We start from the raw sequence: 18,186 nt of genomic DNA on the forward strand, positions 1-18,186 counted from the left end.
GCTGAAGGTTCCAAACATCCGACGCGATGCCCGCGATGTCAAGTGGCCAGCCCGGCCGATTGCCGACGCATCCCGGCCGGTTCGGCGAGGTTCGGTCGAAGGGCGTCAAGCAACCGGCCGACCACTCGACGGCACGAGTTGGTCCGGGCCAGTTCCAGCCGCCGCCACTCCCGCCCATCATCAAACTGGAGGAAGCTCAAGGAGGCGATTGCCCCGAGAAAATCATCCGTGTCCGTCGCCACATCGATCACCCCGGCATACAACCGGCACTCGGGCAGGTTGGTCGCCACGATCGGCCGCCCGCTCCCCATGAAGTCCATGATTTTCGTCGGACAGCAGACCTGATTGAAGGGATGATCCACGCGGTACGGGATCAGGCACGCATCGAAGCTCCTCACATACTCCCCAATCCGCTCCTGAGGCCGGAATCCCACGGCATGCACGTTCGGCAAGGCCAGGCAACGGCGCGCCGTTTCGAACCAATCCCCCGACCCATCCCTTGGCTCTTTCCCAATCAGGACAATCGACGCTTCGGGGAACTCCTCCGCCACCCGGGCCAGCAAGGGCCAGTCCATCCGATCTTCCAGCCCGCCGACATACCCCAGCATCGGGCGAGGGAGGTCGTCCAGATCGCTCGGGGCCGGGCCAGCCTTGCCCGTCACCTCATCAGCCAGGAACGCTTCGGGGGTCCCGTGCGGCAGATGCCGAATCCGGGCCGCGGCCTCGGGGACGACGGCCCGCAGGTGCTCGGCCCTTGCCTGAGCAACACAGGCGGTCAGATCCACCTCGGCCACCAGTTGCCGCTCGAGGGCGCGAACCTCGTCGGCCTGACCTGGCCAGTACAGAGCATAGTCATCCAGGTTCAAGTAGACCTGAAGGTCGGGCCGGACCAGATCCCGGAGATAGCGGTAGTGCGGATAAGTCATCACCAGAGCAAGCGGCCCGTCGACTGGCAACGATCGCCGCCATCGGTCGATCGCCTTTTGAATCGGCTTCATCCCGAGCTTCGGGTACCGCTTCATCCACCCCGGCGGCAAGACCAGTTGCTGACTCCACTGCTTCGGACCGATCGGCTCGGGTCGACTGCCCCACCATCGCCAGGGGGGAATCCCCTTGTTCCAGGCGTTCGCCACATCACAGCACTGGAGCAAGAGCGACGAGACGTTCGGCCGGTCGATCGCTCGGAACAGGTTGGCCGTCGTGTGCCAGCCTGCATCGGCCACGACCAGGGCCATCTCTCCCGTCGAGGCCGGTGGATCGGCCATCCAGGATGGTGTTTGACCCGGCAACATTGGTGCACCCTCCATGATGATTCCAGCACTGAGCTGGCGCGTGGTCGGACCCGATCCTCGCTCGGTCGGGTCCGCAACACCGGGTCGTTCGCCCGGCTCAGGTTCAGGGAACGACCGTCGCGAAGGCGGTCAATCGCACGGGTGGCTCGTCAGGATGATCGGTCTCGATCTCAAGGATGGCATGGTACGCCCCGTTCGAGGCCGGTGGTGTCTCGATTGCCACCTTGATCTGGTGCAGCGGGCGGCTCGTGTCGGGCGACGCTCCCGAGACGGCAATCGCCCCCTCGACCGCCTTCGTTTCCATCACCCGGAAAGGGGTCGAGCCTCGGAGCAAGACCGTTCGCTCGACCCGCTGCCCAGCCCTTACCGATCCCAGGTTCAGAACCGCCGGAGACAGGGAGACCTCCGGCGACACCCGGGCCACGACAGACAAAGGGATCGTCTTCCGCTGCTCGTCATTCGTGATCAGGGTGATCTGATCGCGGAAATTGCCGTTCCGAAGCCGATTCGGATCGAGCCGAGCCACCAACCGGTACTCGACGCCATCGTTGCCAGGTCGAGGCACCTCTTGCAACTCGGCCGACAAGGACGAGTTCGCGTGCCGCATGTCGATCACTCGCCAGTTTTTCTGACCGCCTCGGTATCGCAGCGTGACGATCTTCTCGGCCGTCCCCCCGCGCTTCAAATCCCCGAAGTCGAGCACCCCGGGAGTCACCTCGATCTCGTCCTGAATGAACGAGGTCAGCGAGTAGTCAATCGTCCGGGCACTGGGCTGTTCCAGGTAAAGGGTCAAGCCTGTCGCCTTGTAGCCGGAGAACTTGGTGGTGTCGAAGACGACTTCCAAAGTGGTCTGAGCCCCTGGCGGAATTGCCTGGGCCCCGAGGTTCACATCGGTGCAACCGCACATCGGCTTCCAGCCCGAGATGCGGACCTCGCGGTTCGTCCGGTTCGTGATCTTGAAGTTGTGCCGAAGCACCGATCCCTTGGCCACCGTACCGAAGTTGTGGCTCCGCTCGGGAAACACAGCCTCCACCCACTCAGTCGCCGACTGAGCCTGAACCTGGCTCGCCATCGCCGACACCAAGAGCAACCCCAGGATCGCCGGGGCGATCCCGATGACCCCTCGTCGCCCCAAGGCGACGCGACCGCGTGCCCGTTCCATGTGCCCTCCTGGCGATTCAACCCATTCCGTCCTCGATCGCGATCGGAGAGGCTCAGCAAGCCTCTCCAGCGCGGACCTTCCTCCGGAGGATTCGACCAGCCATGATAATGCAACCGATCGTCCTGACCAGTGCAATCGGTCCCCGGCGGCTCGGAGTTGAGCCGAACCGCCGGGGATCATGTCAATTTCCGCCTCGATTCAGGTCACTTCGACGCCTGATTTCCTCGCTCGGTGACTGTCTTCCGGGCCGTTTCGATGACCTCCTGGATCGAGACCGGAGCACCCCCCTGCCCCTTGCTCTCGTCGGCCGCTTCCATGAAGGCGAACAACTCAATCGTCTCCTCGGCCGAAACCGGAGGATCGCCACCGAGGAAGAACTCACAGACCTCAACGAGCATGGTCTCGTAGCCACCCCCAACGGTCATCGATTCGATCGACTCCGGACCGAAGACCACAGCGCCAAAGCCGGCTCGACCGTCACGAATCCCTCGGTAAGTGCCGATCCGACCGTCGTTCCAGGTGCCCGTCACCACGTCGGTCCCTGGGGTCGAGGAGCGGGAGACGTATTCGCAACCGGTCCCCATCAGCGCGTAGAGCATCTCGACGCCGTGGACGCCGTACCAGAACAGGTCGGGGTGGGTTTTCTCCAGCGAGCACGGCCCGTAGGTGATCGCACCCACAATCGGAGACTCCTTCGCCGCATCAAGTTGGGGCTGAAACCTCAGCGAGGAAGAAGAGAACACCGGGACGCCCGCCTCTTCGGCCAGGGAGAAGATCTCGATCACGTCGGCCAGCGAGCCGGCCATCGGCTTGTCAATAAACAGCGGCTTGCCGGCGGCGATCACCGGGCGAGCCTGCTCCAGGTGTGGCCGGCCGTCAACGCTTTCGAGAAATACAACGTCCACCTTCTCAATCAACGCCTCGATCGAATCAACGATCTCCACGCCGTACTCGTCGCGAAGCTGCGTGGTGAAGCCCTCGACACGATCACGACTGGAGGCGATGTCTGGGCTGCCTCCGGGATACCCTGCCACCACCCGAACGCGGGCCAACGGGCCTTCAGAATTCTCGGAGTTCAGGACCCGGGTAAATGCGATGACATGCGAGGTATCCAGGCCAATCAGGCCAGCCCGCAAGACGGGCTCATCGGCTCCGTTCGCCTCCATGCTCGCGATTGCCAAGGCACCCACGAGGACCAGCGAGCTGAGTGCGAGACTTATCTGCTGTGTTCCACTCTTCATCCGAAAAACTCCTCAATAGATGTTCTGCAACGTGGGTCAGGGGTTGGTTTGGATCGGACGTCGCACGTCGTTGGGTCGGAGGTCGTCCGGCACCGCCAGCTCCTCGCGAAGTCGGGCAAGCTCGGCCGTCAAGTCCTCGCGTACGTCGGCGTATTGCGGGTCGTCGTAGCAGCTCCGAAGCTCGTGCGGATCGCGCAGGAGATCGTACATCTCCCACTCGCCGAGACTGTAGAAGTGAATCAGCTTGTATCGATCCGTTCGCACGCCGTAATGCCGCTGGACGGAGTGTTCCGCGGGGTACTCGTAATAATGGTAGTAGAAGCTCGACCGCCAGTCCTCGGGCGGTTCCCCTTCGAGCAGCGGAACGAGACTCCGCCCCTGCATTTCGTCGGGAATTGGGATGCCGGCGACGTCAAGGAACGTCTCGGCGAAGTCAAGGTTCGAGACGAGGCGATTAGACGTCGATCCCGGTTCGACCACCCCTGGCCATCGCACGAGAAATGGTGTGCGGAGCGATTCTTCATACATCCATCGCTTGTCGAACCAACCGTGCTCGCCCAGGTAGAACCCCTGGTCCGACGCATAGATGACTATTGTCTTCTCGGCCAGACCCGACTCGTCGAGATAGTCGAGCAATCGCCCGACGTTCTCATCGACCGAGTCAATACAACGGAGGTAATCCTTGATGTAACGCTGGTACTTCCAGCGCACCAGATCGTCTCCCGACAGACCAAGCCGTTCGAACTCTGCGTTCTCGACCGAGTAGGCGTCGTTCCAGAGCGCGAGTTGATCTTCGCTCAAGTTATTCGGGGTGATGAACTTCAGGTCGTTCGGGGTCAAGGTATCGCGGATCGTCATATCCTGAGTCCGAGCCGGGGTCCCTCGTCCCTGATAGTCATCAAACAATGTTGGCGGCTCGGCGATCGGAGTATCCTTATACGCGTTCAGGAATTTCGGGCCCGGCTGCCAGTTGCGGTGCGGGGCCTTATGCTGAGACATGATCAGGAAGGGACGATCAGGATCGCGGTCATTTTTAAGCCAGTCAAGGGTCAGGTCGGTGATGATGTCGGTGGTATAGCCTTCGTGTCGAACGCGCTCACCGTTGTGGATCATGGGAGGATTGTAGTAGGCCCCCTGCCCCGGCAAGATGTGCCAATTGTCGAAGCCGGTCGGGTCGCTCTCCAGGTGCCACTTGCCGAAGATTGCCGTCTGATAACCGGCCGCTTGCAACAGCTTGGCAACAGTCGTTTGCGAGCCGTCGAAACGATCGCCATTTTGATAGAAACCGTTCAGATGACTGTATTTTCCGGTCAGTATGGTTGCTCGGCTGGGCCCGCAGATTGAGTTCGTGACTAGACAGGCATCGAAACGCATTCCTTCGTTGGCCAGGCGATCGATGTGAGGAGTGCGGTTGATGGTCGATCCATAAGCGCTGACCGCTTGATAGGCGTGGTCATCAGCGAAGATGAAGACGATGTTCGGGCGAACAGACCGATCATGTTCCTTCGCAACGGCCATCGATCCGTCCAGACACGATGCAAGCACAACTAGAATGGCCATCGCAATCCAGAAACGAATCCTTATTATTTGAATGCCCATCATGGTCAGCCGACTCCGGGTGTGTCGTGCAGTGCAGAATCGTCCCAGGGATGAGATACGTCGGGGTGTTTCGGGAGGAAGGATAAACAGACGGGTAGGACTCATCGGAACATGGTTCACGAGACCAAAGACTACGTTGGAAGGCTCCCCCCCGAAGCACTCCAGGCCGTTCGCTTCGGATCGTACGTTACTCGTGGATCGATCCGCTTTCCAGGGCCTGGCTCCGACCCCGACAGACGAGCAAGCCGACTGTGGAACCTGGAAATCCTTCCCGACGCTGCAAACCCTTGCAATCCCGAGAATCCAAGGAATCGGCTGAAGTGCTTCGGTTCTGTCGGTCGATTCCCTGTGGAGGCAGCAGTGTGTCGACCTCGGTTCGCGTTCAGAGCTGAGCAGATCGAGGCCGGATCTCACCGGCCAGAACTTGCCGGATGGGGAGCAAAGCATCGTGTCGATCCCGAAGTTGATTGCGATGATCGGGACGATCGTGATGGGTGCATGGATCGATGGACCTCCATCCTCAGAGGTTTCGGCAGGACCATCCGTCGCGGCGTTCGACGTACCCGTTTCGTCGGGATTCGCCACATTCGAAATTCCAGAGGAATTGTCCGATCACGAGGTATTGCTGATCGTTTCGGCAATGGCCACCGAGGGGAGTTTTGCCTCCCGGTGTTCCATGATTGTCGGTCAGGAGGGGCCCAGGCCACCAAACCTGAGAACCTTGAGCTCCCTGGTTTCCGTCGACATCCTTGATTCCCCGAATCCCATTGCCATCAACTCGGCAGCCATCGGCGAATTGAGTCGACTCGACCGCCCCGCGGCGACGGGGAACCCAGTGCTTCGACGAGGTTTTTCCGTACGCGTCCGTCCGGGAGATCCTCGAGCGCCGAGCAACTACGACCTGGTGGATGCGCGTCTCCGAGCCGTGGGGGAACGCATTCAGGTTTTTGTCGATGACGATGATCTTGCGATTGTGAGTGATGAGGTGCTCCGAACGCTTGTTTCCAGCTTCGACCGGATCATCGAACCCCGCCTCGCCCAACGAATCGGAACCGCGGTTGATGTGGATCGCGACGGGCGATTCACGGTCCTCCTTTCTCGACGGATCAGCTTACCGTTCCCGCATCGATCTCAGGTCGACGGCTACTTTCGGGCGACCGACCTCGACCCCGACCTACCACGACCGTTGAGTAATCGTGCCGACATGATTTACCTGAACGCGGAACTCCAGCCCGGACCGTATCTTGAAACTGTGCTTGCCCACGAATTTGCCCATGCAGTTCTTGAGTCTCGGCGACGAGAATTGGGCGGGCCGTTCCCTGAGGAGTCCTGGCTCGATGAGGCCATGGCGCATCTCTGTGAGGACCTTGTCGGTCAATCGACTTCAAATCTTGATTATCGGGTCAGTGCTTTTCTCTCGGAACCGAATCGCGCATGCGTGATCGTCGAAGATGAACATCGCCCCGGTCGATTTCGAAGCCACGGGAACCGCGGGGCCTCGTACCTCTTCCTTCGTTGGTGTGCCGAGAGGCTTGACGAGGCGTTCCTCCTAAGGCTTTGTACGCAGGGTGAGGTCGGGGTCTCCAATCTGGAGCGTGCGACCGGAATTCTCTTCTCCGATCTGTATCGCCGATGGACGATCACGAACGCCCTGCAAAGCCTTGGAATGACGGTCGGGGGCGAGAATTCATTCCAACTCCTTGGGAGACTCGGCGACTGGCGACTGGGTGGTGTCCGATTCGCGATCGTGGGTCAGGACACCCCCGAGCACTCCTTCACGCTGGAAGGGACGAGTAGCCAGTATCTCCGGCTGTCGCTCGAGGCCGGCAGATCCACACGGGTTTCCGTTCAATGCGACTCCGCAGCCCTTCCCCAGGTCACGGTCCTCCTCGGTTCTCGGAAGCACCCAAACCTTCGATTCGAGGTTCAGATAGAGGAACTTGGGCCGGATGTTGCCACACTCGTGGCTCAGATTGAGGAACGCGCTGGGCTAACCACCACTCTGGAACACCTTTCCTGGGAGCCACGCCTATCCACGACGCCGCTCACTCGGTCGGGCATGAAGGCTCAGGTACTGCATGGTGTCGAACTCCAATCGCTCTTCTCCAAAATGACGATCGCCCCAGGGGACCGCCTGACGTCCGCTCCGTTTCACCTCCCAACCGACCAGCTCCATTCAACTCCGCTGATCTTCCGTCTGGAGACCATGACCGACGACGGGAACCGAAGTGTTTCATGGACAGACCTCTTCCCACCCCCTCCAGCTCCCCCACTTCGCCCGACTTCACTTGAACGCCCGTGAACTGCACCGCTTCTTCCCCGATCCCAGTCGCCCCCTTGACGCGGCGTTCCGGAGACGATAAATTTCAACAACTCAGCCGGAGTGGCGGAATTGGCAGACGCGCTAGCTTGAGGGGCTAGTCCGCTTCATCGCGGGTGCAGGTTCAAGTCCTGTCTCCGGCACTGGTGTTTTTTTTGGGGAGCGATGAATGCTCCATATAATCCTCGTCAGTGGTTTGTTTGATTTTTGTACTTCGAATCGTCCTTGAGGGACGTAATTGACATTCCTTAGTCAACGAGACACCCTCATCATTCGGGTGATGGGCGCTTGTCGACTCGATGCATAGAGACGAAGACTAGTGCCGTCAATCGGGTTTGCGAGACAAGGGGCTGACGAGGTGTTTGGTCACGAGCATGCCCTCAGGTGTGAACTTCGAGTGATTGGTTTGGAGGCTTTGGCACGTTGAACGCAGAGACTGGCGATCTGGACCCAAATCTGGAGCTCACACTCTTTGATTTGTGTGATTTTTAATCCAATCGACCTGTCGTGTTGACGTCGCTTGTTCATTCATGACGACGTGTGGGACGTACCCGACGTCTCTCCATGAAGGGATTGAGAAGGTTGCGTTCTGATCTCAACAGCTTGGGATGAGCGCGGGGAAAGTTCGCAAGTCATTCCTTTCAGCGGCAGCATCGGATGGAGATTTCGTTCGTGACCCGCTCCGGGCGATTGGCTACGATTGGCCAAGCGGGACGATCGATTTCCTTCGGAGGGATGCCATGACACGGATGATTCTCGCGGGGCTGGTGGTCGTGTTCGGACTCGTCGCGTCGGTCAGCGCGGTGGAGTCGGTGGGGCGGTATGCGATCGTTGTTGGGAGCGATGTGGCGGCCGGACCTTGGGGCGAGGTCGTCCGAGCCCTCGAAGGGAAGCACAAAGGGGAAGTCTTCGTCTACGGGCGATCACCCGAGGAAGTCCGCAAGGAGGTCGGAGCGTACCAGCCGCGCTACGTTTGCTTTGTTTGCAAACCAACAGAGAATTTTCCTGAGTTCGCCCTGAAGGCAAACGCGTTTTGCCGATCGCTCGACGACGACCCGTATGTCGACGCGATCTGGGGAATCCTCACCGGGTTCGACGAGCAGCACGCGCTGGAACTCGTGCGCGCAGAGCCGGTGAGAATCCGTCGTGCGTTCACGAAGACCCTCGGCACCTGGTTGGACTGGGTGCCGGAGGGCAATTATGTGACCGAGTGGACTCGGGATCGGGGGGAATTGGGAGAGAAGTCAGCGGGAGAGCCCTTCTCGATCACGTCGGGTGGACCAACCAGCGACGCAGAGGACGCCCGATATGTTCATGGTCTCTTGTCCGATGATTCCTATGATCTGATTATCGGGTCGGGCCATGGGGGGCATCACAACTGGATGCTCATGTATCCCCGAGGCGATGGATACCTGACCGCCAGGGATGGACAGTTCACCATGACCGCCCCGGGTGTCGAAATGCCCTTCTCGGCGACGAGGCCCAAAGTTTACTGGGCGGTTGGCAACTGCCTGACCGGTGTGGTCAATTCGGGAAGGAACAACTACACGGATTCGTATGCTCTGACCTGGATGAAGAACGGGGCGAAGCAGTATCTCGGCGCGGTTCAGTCGACCTGGTACGAGCTCAACTGGAACATGGCCGACTGGTTCTTGAAACAAGGGGGGAGATGGACGTTTTCTGAGTCGCTGTTCCTGCTTCGCCAGTGGTCCACTTATCTGCTTGATGAGGAACTTGTCTCCGGTCGGGACCGGCTCGGGACCGAGTTTACCGATGGGATCTTCGTCCTGTACGGCGATCCGGCCCTGGAAGCCCGGGTGGAGCAAGCCCGCGAACCAGCCCTTACCGAGACACTTGAAGTTCAAGAAGCCGAGGATCAAGATCTTGTGCGGATGACCTATCGGGTGAAGGTCAACTACGTTGGCGAGGGGAACAAACGGACTGCTGAAGCGTATGATGGGTGGCGGATCTTCTGCTACCTGCTGCCCTATCAGGTCACGGATGTGAAGGTTGAGACAACCGATTTCTCGAAGGTGGTTGTCCCGGGCGAGACGATTCTCTGGGACGCGGGCACGGGCCTGAACGTCGGCGATGAGCGGTTCGTCACGTTCACCGCGAGACGGTTGAGGAATTGAAAGAGGATCCGTACGCCGCGTCGAAAATGTCTTGTCCTAGCGGTGAACCGTGGAGGGATTCGAGTCGTTTCTCAGTGAAATCGACTCGCCCTCCTGAAATGACTGCTTCTCATGCCGATACTCGAAGCCGTTCAATCGAATCTCAGCCATCTCCTGCGAATTGAAACTGATCCACGCATGAGGATAGCCAATTCCTATCAAGAGGATTTGCGTCAATGAAGATTGGTGTGTTCGACCTTCTCCGTGATCATCCCTGGGCATCTCGAGGGGTAAGGATCTCGACAACGACAAGTGCAGGTTCTTGACGAAGCCAGGCGTCTCGGAGGACGTTTTCCAGGGTTGATCGATCATCGAGTGAAACCGTCCGAACATTCTCAACGCCGCACGCTGAGGCGATCTGCTCAAGATTTAGGCGCGGCACGGTTTGCCCAAAAGCATCCCGACCCGTACCTGGGTGGGGCTGATCACCCGAAGTGAGGGTTGACCGGTTGTCGAGGACAACCATCAGGATCGGGCTTCGGCGAACGACGGCGTGACAAAGCGCCGGCAACGCGGAATGAAAGAACGCAGAGTCGCCGAAGAGCGCGATGACCTTCTCATCCACTCCTGCCTCGGCCATTCCAGCAGCCACCGCAATCGCCGATCCGATTGCGTATTTCGCGTCGAGCCGATGTGCGACCGTGACCAGACATCCTGGATCGCCAACCAGGATTGGCTGGCTCGGGATCGCTCGACCGACCTCGTCAATAAGGTCGAGCACCTCATCATAGCGGCATCCGCTGCAATATCCTCGCTTGGGTGGTCGTTCGTCCGACTCTCGCTCTGGAACAAAATGCTCCGGCCAGTCGAATCCTGGGAACCACGATGCGAGCGCTCTCGTGATCTGCCAGCGGAACAGCTCTCCTTCGGGTTGAAGGAGACCTGTCAACTTGCCTGAGATTCGCACTCCTGACGCATGATCGTGAGCGATGGCTTTGAGTTGCCGCTCGACGAAGGGTTCCGTTTCTTCGAGGACAAGCACCTCGCTCACGGTGGCCATGAGCTGACCCAGAGCTTCCTCCGGGAGCGGGTGAATCACCCCGAGACTGACGAGGCGAAGGCCGGGAGGAAGGCTCGATCCCAGGACATCCCTCAGCTTCATCAGGGCGGAGCCGGTGGCGATGATCGCTCGATCGCCTTCGCCAATAATCTTCACATAACTGGATTTCTCAGCCCATGAGGCAAACGTGGCAAGCCGCTCATGCAACGCCCGGTGCTTTGCCACCACGTTGCTCGGAACCGGGACAAATCGCCAACGCTCGCGTTCAAACCCCAGGTTGACGGGATCGGAAGGAAGCGGAGGAACCTCGACCAATCCTGAGGATTCGGCGAAACTCCGTGTCTCGCGAACGATGACGGGCAGGCCAAATTGCTCGGATTGCTCGAAAGCGTCGTGAATCATGACGACCGCTTCTGCTGGGGTTGAAGGCTCCAGCATGGGCACCTCTGCCATTGAGGCGATCAGCCGAGTATCCTGGTCGTTCTGCGATCCGTACCCGCCGGGGTCGTCTCCCAGAATGACCACGAGCCCGCCTCGAACTGGGGTGAGATTCAGGGTCATCAGGGGGTCGAGCATCACATTCAAGCCAACGCTCTTGGTGCAGACGAGCGCTCTTCGGCCAGCGATCGAAGCTCCGATGGCCACTTCGAGAGCCACGCGCTCGTTGCTCGCCCAGGAGAGTTGAAGGTGAGAACCGGCGGAGCTGGCGATCAGTGCCTCCATCACCTCCGAGCTGGGTGACCCTGGATAGCTTGACGCGGTATGAATCCCTGATGCCAACGCTCCGAGAGCCAGCGCCTCTCCACCGGTGCATCGTTGTTGAGGCATTTCTATCATCCTGAGCGAAAACGGTGTTGGACTCTCTCGGCCACGTGCCACACGCCGCGATGGGACGAGGGGCAGTGGCCCGATTGGCTTGTAATCGTAGCGTGATGGAGCGGCTTCAGCCATCCCGTCTCATGTTGAGTGATCCGTCGGCGAAGAGCCGAGCGCAAATGGGATGGAGATCCGATTCGATCGATAACCCCTGGATCGGACTCACTGAACCATTCAGAATGGCGGCGCCTTCGCGTCGTGAGGCTTCAACGTCGTGGGAAGCCCTTTCTCTCGCGAGCGAACCACCGCGAGTGTTGAGGATGATTGATGAATCGTCATGATCGATCCACCGTCAGTATCGTCTCGGCAATTACCCTGATCGTGACTGTGGGTGGAGTGGTTTCCGCGAGTGAGATGCTCCACATCGGATCTCCGATGCCTCCTCCGGAGTGGGCTTTGCTTGAGCAGGCCTTGCTCCGCGCGAACGAGGATGCATCCGAACGGTTCTTCGATCGCTACTTCGATGACCAGGGCTTTGCGCTCTGCGTCGAACGGTGGGGGGGTGACGACGGACCTGACGACGCCAGCGAGAGCTTTGGGAACTGGCCGTTGCTTCACGCGCTTGGTGCCTCCGATGCAGTCCTTGAACGTTATAAGAAGGGCTGGGAAGGACATCTTCGCCAGTACACCCTGGCCCGCACCACGGAGGTTCCACTTGCCCGAGAGGGGATGTACTTTCGAGAGTTCCCGACCCAGTTTGACTGGCTCCACCATACGGAGGGGCTCCGGCCGTTTTTTCTTCAGGGGCTTTCGGATCCTGACGATCGGAACCTCCAACGCCGAACCGTACGCTTCGCCAACTTCTACACCGGAGCCGATCCAACCGCCCCGAACTACGACCCCGAGCATAAGGTGATCCGGAGCCTCCTGAACGGCAGCCGGGGACCGTTGCTTCGCAAGGCCACGGCTCTGGATTGGGCCGGCGACCCGATCGAGGTGGAGGGCCGCTTTGCTCTGCGACATGGGGAACGCAGCTTTGAGGAAATGCTTGCTCACTTCAAGGATTACACCAATATTATTGGCGATCACCCCCAGAACCTCGCCAGTACAACCCTGTCGCTCAACGGCTTCATGCTGACAGGGGACGAGGCGTTTCGGGCCTGGGTCCTAGAGTATGTGGATGCGTGGGTCGATCGCATGAAGCAAAACGGCGGGGTCATCCCCTCCAATGTGGGTGTGGATGGTGTCATCGGCAGCGCTGACGGAGGCAAATGGTACGGAGGTGTCTATGGATGGGGGTTCAGCGTCGAGGTCCCGCAGACGGGCGAGCTTGCCCACCGAAACACCCACTCACTCGGGCTGATTGGCTTTGGCAACGCCTTGCTATTGACCGGCAATCAAGGCTATGTGGACGCTTGGCGGGGAATGATTCATGCGGTGAATGCCCAGAAGAGAGTGATTGACGGTCAGGATCGCTACCCGACGATGTTCGGCGAGGAGGGTTGGTACAACTTCTCCCCGTCACCCTACCGAAGCGGAGCCCTTGAGGTGTATTACTGGTCGATGGACCCAGAGGATCGACCATTGGCCGCTGGGTCCGGCTGGATCGAGTATCTTGAGGGGAAGAACCCGGATTATCCGGTGTTTGCACTCAGGCGCGATCTTGAATCGATCCGCCGCCGGATTCGATCGATTGCCGAGGATGAAACGACTCCAGACACTCGACTCTCCGACGATATTCTCGTGCATGATCCTGTGTCGATTGATTCGCTGACGGAACTGATGCTCGGCGGCCTTCCGACCGGCAACAGTCGCCCTGTTCTTCATGCCCGCCTCCGGTACTTCGACCCTGAGCGTCGTCGGGCTGGACTTCCCCCTGACGTTGCAGCACTTGTCGAGGGGATGACCGCCGATTCTGTCACTCTGACACTGGTCAATCTCGACCCGACGACCGATCACCGGGTCGAGATTCAGGGCGGAGCCTTTGGAGAGCACCGACTCCGCTCCGTCCGAGTTGGGGATCGGGTGATCTCGGTCACTGGCGAGACGGTCTCTGTGTTGATTTCAGCGGGATGCGGCCATCAACTCACGATTGAGGTCGAGCGTTACAATCGTCCCCCGAGCCTCCGTTTTCCCTGGGATCGCCCATGAGTCACATCAGTCATTGGCTTGTTTGTGATTGGAATTTGTTGCACAGGTCGCGTAGCGTGGTTCTGCAACGTCTCGACTTGGTACGATGCGAATGGAGATGCCGGTTTCGAGTCACCTCATTCGCCCTTGCATCAAAGGGAACTACAGACTCACCACGCCCTCGTTTCTTTCATTTCTGAGAGGCCTTGAACATGCTGCAGACGTGCGTCATTTCTCTGCTCGTCTTGATTCTTCCCACAGCGACACGCGGTGACGATGGTCCGGGAGTCGAAGCTCCGTTTGGCCTGGACGAACGTCTTCCCTGGAACGATTCACGAGTGATTGGCTCACCTGAGCCGCCACACCCGTACAAAATGGTGAGGGCCTTCCCGAAACTTTACGATCCGTATCCGCTCAGCCTCACTCCCGAACCAGGCACCGATCGGCTGTTCATTCTGTTGCATCTTACTCCTCGGTCGGGACCTGGACGGTTGGTTGCGATCGAGGACGACCAGGCTGCGAGCGAGGCGGAACCCTTGCTCGAAATTGATGGGCTTGCGGTCGGTCTGGCCTTCCATCCGCAATATGAACAAAACGGATACGTCTTTATCGGTTTGAATGGGCCGGAACGGGGTCGAAACAAGACGACCCAGGTCGTGCGATACACGGTGGACCGTACAACGGGCCAGATTGACCCAGGCTCGAAGACGCTGATCATCGAATGGCCCTCGAATGGACACAATGGGGGGGACCTAGCGTTCGGTAATGACGGAACGCTGTTCGTTTCCTCAGGTGACGGGTCAAGTGATTCCGATGCGTATTTGACCGGCCAGCGCATTGATGATTTGCTGGGAGCAATTCTACGGATTGATGTCGATCACCCCGACCCCGGTCGAAACTATTCCATCCCTTCGGATAACCCGTTCCTCGACCGGCCTGATGCCCGGCCCGAGCTTTGGGCCTACGGCCTCCGAAATCCCTGGCGGCTGACCTTTGACAGGCAATCCGGCCAGCTCTGGGCCGGAAACAATGGCCAGGACCTTTGGGAACAGGTTTACCTGATCGAGAAGGGGGCGAATTACGGTTGGAGCATCACCGAGGGGATGCAAATCTTCCACGCGCAGCGCGAGCAAGGGCCCGACCCGATCTCTCCTCCGGCTGCCGATCACCACCACAGCGAGGCCCGATCGCTCACCGGAGGCCAGGTTTATCGAGGGACTCGGCTTCCCGAGCTGGTCGGAGTCTATCTCTACGGAGACTGGTCGACCGGGAAAGTCTGGGGCATCAAGCACGACGGTGATCAGGTCGTCTGGAATCGTGAGCTGGTGGATACTCCGTTCAACATCACCGGATTCGGCACCGATCACGAGGGAGAGATCTATTTAATTGACCAGATGACTGGATTCTATCGCTTTGTGCCCACGACCGAGGCGGATCTCCCGCCGCACCCCTTTCCGACCCTGTTGAGTGAATCGGGCCTGTTTGCGTCGGTTTCCGACCATGTCCCCCATCCCGCCGCCCTGCCCTTCGACGTGGCGGCGCCGCAGTGGGCCGACGGGGCGACGATGGAACGCTTTGCCGCCCTGCCGGGCCTGGATCGTATCGAGCAAAAGCCCCAACTCAACGCGGGAGGTTCCTGGACCTTGCCGAATGGGTCCGTCCTCGTGCAGACCCTGAGCCTTGATGTAATTGACGAGCAGGGCGAGGTCGTCCGAAAGCGCATCGAGACCCGTCTACTCAACCGGCAACTCGGGGAATGGACCGGCTTTTCCTATCGCTGGAATGATGAGCAAACTGATGCCGAACTGGTCAGTTCCGCGGGAGATGTTGAGTTGTTCGAGGTGCCGGACGTGGAAACACCCGGAGCGACTCGTGAGCAAGTTTGGCGTTTCCCCGCCCGAACCGAATGCATGGTTTGTCATTCTCGAGCGGCTGGATTCGTTCTGGGGTTCTCTCCGCTGCAGCTAGATCGAGCGCGAGACTACGGGAATGTCGTGGACAATCAACTTCGGACCCTTGAGCACATTGGAGTGTTCAAAGGCTCGCTTCCGTTGAGGAAGGAGGATCGTCCCCGACTGGTCAACCCCTATGACGCCGCCGCGTCAGTCGAGGCCCGGGTTCGATCGTATCTGCACGTCAACTGCTCGACCTGCCACGTGAAAGAGGGAGGTGGAAACTCCTTGATGGAACTCGGGCTGACCACGCCGGTCGATCGGATGAACGTGATTGACGAGGTTCCGCAGCATACTCAATTTGAGATCCCCGATGCTCGCCTCATCGCTCCCGGCTCTCCTGAGCGATCGGTCCTCTATCATCGCATGAATCGTCGATTGACAGGTCAAATGCCTCCCTTGATGTCGACCGAAATCGACCGCGAGGCCGTGGAATTGATTGCCGAGTGGATCCGATCGATGCCCTCGTCAGGAAAGTAAAGGAGGCTTGGTCGGGAATGAAGACCCCCGCTCCTCGTCTGCATTCGAGGAGCGGGGGACTGAACGTGATCAGAGGATCGGCTGAAGAGTCTCGGCCGGGTATGCCCTTCAAAGACGGGATCATTACTCACCCGATCTCTCGACAAACCGCGCGGTCTGTGTCTCGGTCTGGGGGAAGGACAGCGGTTGAAGGGTCCAGTCGATTGCATTGCGGAGCAATTGGCGGAACTCAGGCTGTTTGAAGTCGTCCCGGTGACCGAGCGATGTGTAGAAGACGCGGGATCCGGTTGGACCGACGTGGGTCCAGGCGACTGGCTCGGGTTCCTGATCGGGGATTGTGCCGATGAGGAGAGGGGTGGTTGCCTTGGCGAGGGGACGGACCTTGTAGAGGGAGCCCTTACCGATGAGCGCCGAAGTCTCAACACCCTCCAGGATGGGGTGACTCTGGCCGGTATCCGCGACCGAGATGGCCGACTCGATGCCGTTGGCGTGATGGTTGGTGTAGCTGCCGCCGAGGACCTCGGCATCGAACTCGGGCCAGGAGGCGACCCCTTCAGGCAGTGTCGGATTGCCCCGAAGGCTGAAAGCGTGACTGGCGGTCCGAATGCCGATGACCGGCTTCCCCCGGGCCACATGATCGCGAATGATGGCCAGTTGCTCCGCTCGGATCGGACGCCGTCGCATGCTGACGAACATGAGGTCAGCATCCTTCAGGACATCCAGACCCTCCAAGGCGTGATGGTCTTCATCGGAGCCAAAGACGAAGCTGACCCGGTAATCGCGACCGAGGGATTCCTCCGCGAAGGGCGGAAGTGTCTGTTCGGTTTCGTATTCATCTTCGGCGATCAGAAAGACTACGTGCGGCCGGCGGTCGTCCTGGAAGCGGAACGGCTTGCCCCCAATGAGCTGGTCACTGGTGATCGTCGAACAAACGAACTTTTCGATATGCTCAACAATTCGGTCTGTGCCCGTATAGTGGCTCACAAAGGGGGAACGGGCGGGGTTGTACATGGTGTCGGTCATGTCTCGCATCAGGACGACATTCTTGCCGTTCTTCGCCATTTGGCGGAGACCGAACGGACGGCCGAGGACGCACATGTTGGTATGAACGCCCAGCAGGATCACGTTGTCGATTGCTCGATCTTCGAGGATGCTCCAGATCTCTTCCCCGCTATCGCTGATGTAGTCACGCTCGGGATCGATCTGAAGCCGATTAGTTTGGGCCTTCCAGGGTGCGCGGGGGTCGCGTCCCATCGAGGAGAGCTTCTCAGCCCAGGCGGCGTGCTCGGCCGGGTCGTCGTCCTCACCGCCGTCCGACTGGTCGATGGGGTACTGGCCTCCCTCCTCGGCGGGGATCTGATTGCACCATTGGCCGATGTCGGGAGGTAAGGCGCTCGATCGAGGCGTCTCCAGGGCGCGATTGCGGGACGGGTGTCCCTCGTAAGCGGCCATGCAACTGCTCGGGGCGTGGATGATGGTGGCCCCTCGGCGGCGGGCTTCCTGGAGGACCTGGTCCATCCTCGGAGCCAGTTCGGCGCCACGTCGGGTGGCGTTCAGGCAGTGGTGGAGGTCCCACATGTCGCAGACGATGACGGCCGTCTTCTCGGGTGCCCAATTCTCCTGACGCTCGATGGTCCGAGAGATCCCCTCTGCGCCTGGCAACGTGACGCGGGATCGGAGCGTCAGCGCCATCGTCGAGGCATCTTCGGACCCAAGCAACTCCGACTTGACCGGAATCGCCGAGAACAGCGAAACCAGTGTGATGGCGAGGGTCGACCAACGGACCATTCGAATCTTGATGAGTGTGATTGTTCGCATGGGGAGCGCTCTCCAGCGTCAGGATGGCTGATGGCGATTGGGTGATCGCCAGTTTGCGGACACCGAACGCGCGGATTCCATGGCGGCCGACGTCCCTCTGAAGCGCAGGATATCGAGCCAACTCTCACGCGGCCAGGAGATCGATTCGAAAAAAGCCTCCTCAGGATCCCCAATCCACCATTGATCTCGGTGAGGAAGGGAT

The 18,186-nt window shown here is 59.6% G+C and carries 10 protein-coding genes and 1 tRNA gene; 5 read left to right on the forward strand and 6 right to left on the reverse strand.

What is annotated here, in order from left to right; all coding sequences use genetic code 11:
• Window positions 1-38 precede the first annotated feature (38 nt).
• The 4 genes from HG800_RS11075 to HG800_RS11090 form a co-directional block, all read right to left on the reverse strand.
• Window positions 39-1,292 carry a glycosyltransferase gene (locus HG800_RS11075; protein WP_235963595.1) on the reverse strand — a complete coding sequence of 418 codons (1,254 nt, stop codon included), beginning with the start codon at window positions 1,290-1,292 and terminating at the stop codon, window positions 39-41.
• 103 nt (window positions 1,293-1,395) lie between these two features.
• Window positions 1,396-2,454 (reverse strand): DUF1573 domain-containing protein, encoded by a 1,059-nt coding sequence (locus HG800_RS11080; RefSeq protein WP_169976682.1) that lies wholly within the window; start codon window positions 2,452-2,454, stop codon window positions 1,396-1,398.
• Between the two features lie 203 nt (window positions 2,455-2,657).
• Window positions 2,658-3,695, reverse strand: coding sequence for a Gfo/Idh/MocA family protein (locus HG800_RS11085; RefSeq protein WP_169976683.1), 1,038 nt, complete (start codon window positions 3,693-3,695; stop codon window positions 2,658-2,660).
• A gap of 36 nt (window positions 3,696-3,731) precedes the next feature.
• Window positions 3,732-5,297, reverse strand: coding sequence for a sulfatase family protein (locus tag HG800_RS11090; RefSeq protein ID WP_235963596.1), 1,566 nt, complete (start codon window positions 5,295-5,297; stop codon window positions 3,732-3,734).
• A 445-nt stretch (window positions 5,298-5,742) separates the two neighbouring features.
• Here HG800_RS11090 and HG800_RS11095 point away from each other — a divergent pair, with 445 nt between their 5' ends.
• The 3 genes from HG800_RS11095 (at window position 5,743) to HG800_RS11105 (ending at window position 9,749) form a co-directional block, all read left to right on the forward strand.
• A complete protein-coding gene (locus HG800_RS11095; protein WP_169976684.1) occupies window positions 5,743-7,596 on the forward strand; it encodes a hypothetical protein in 1,854 nt (617 codons plus the stop codon).
• Window positions 7,597-7,671: 75 nt separating this feature from the next.
• Window positions 7,672-7,757 (forward strand) — tRNA-Leu (locus tag HG800_RS11100).
• 597 nt (window positions 7,758-8,354) lie between these two features.
• Window positions 8,355-9,749 carry a hypothetical protein gene (locus HG800_RS11105; RefSeq protein WP_169976685.1) on the forward strand — a complete coding sequence of 465 codons (1,395 nt, stop codon included), beginning with the start codon at window positions 8,355-8,357 and terminating at the stop codon, window positions 9,747-9,749.
• Window positions 9,750-9,996: 247 nt separating this feature from the next.
• Here the strand turns inward: HG800_RS11105 and HG800_RS11110 are convergent, their stop codons facing one another.
• On the reverse strand, window positions 9,997-11,616 hold the full coding sequence (locus HG800_RS11110; RefSeq protein WP_169976686.1) for a thiamine pyrophosphate-dependent enzyme: 1,620 nt from the start codon (window positions 11,614-11,616) through the stop codon (window positions 9,997-9,999).
• A gap of 315 nt (window positions 11,617-11,931) precedes the next feature.
• On the opposite strand from HG800_RS11110, the gene HG800_RS11115 reads away from it, so the two are divergent.
• On the forward strand, window positions 11,932-13,755 hold the full coding sequence (locus HG800_RS11115; RefSeq protein ID WP_206352214.1) for a hypothetical protein: 1,824 nt from the start codon (window positions 11,932-11,934) through the stop codon (window positions 13,753-13,755).
• Window positions 13,756-13,946: 191 nt separating this feature from the next.
• A complete protein-coding gene (locus HG800_RS11120) occupies window positions 13,947-16,166 on the forward strand; it encodes a PQQ-dependent sugar dehydrogenase (RefSeq protein WP_169976687.1) in 2,220 nt (739 codons plus the stop codon).
• A 123-nt stretch (window positions 16,167-16,289) separates the two neighbouring features.
• On the opposite strand, the gene HG800_RS11125 is transcribed toward HG800_RS11120, so the two are convergent.
• A complete protein-coding gene (locus tag HG800_RS11125; RefSeq protein ID WP_235963598.1) occupies window positions 16,290-17,984 on the reverse strand; it encodes a ThuA domain-containing protein in 1,695 nt (564 codons plus the stop codon).
• Window positions 17,985-18,186: the final 202 nt, after the last annotated feature.

Origin of the sequence: Tautonia rosea, assembly GCF_012958305.1 — a bacterium.
GTDB lineage: Bacteria > Planctomycetota > Planctomycetia > Isosphaerales > Isosphaeraceae > Tautonia > Tautonia rosea.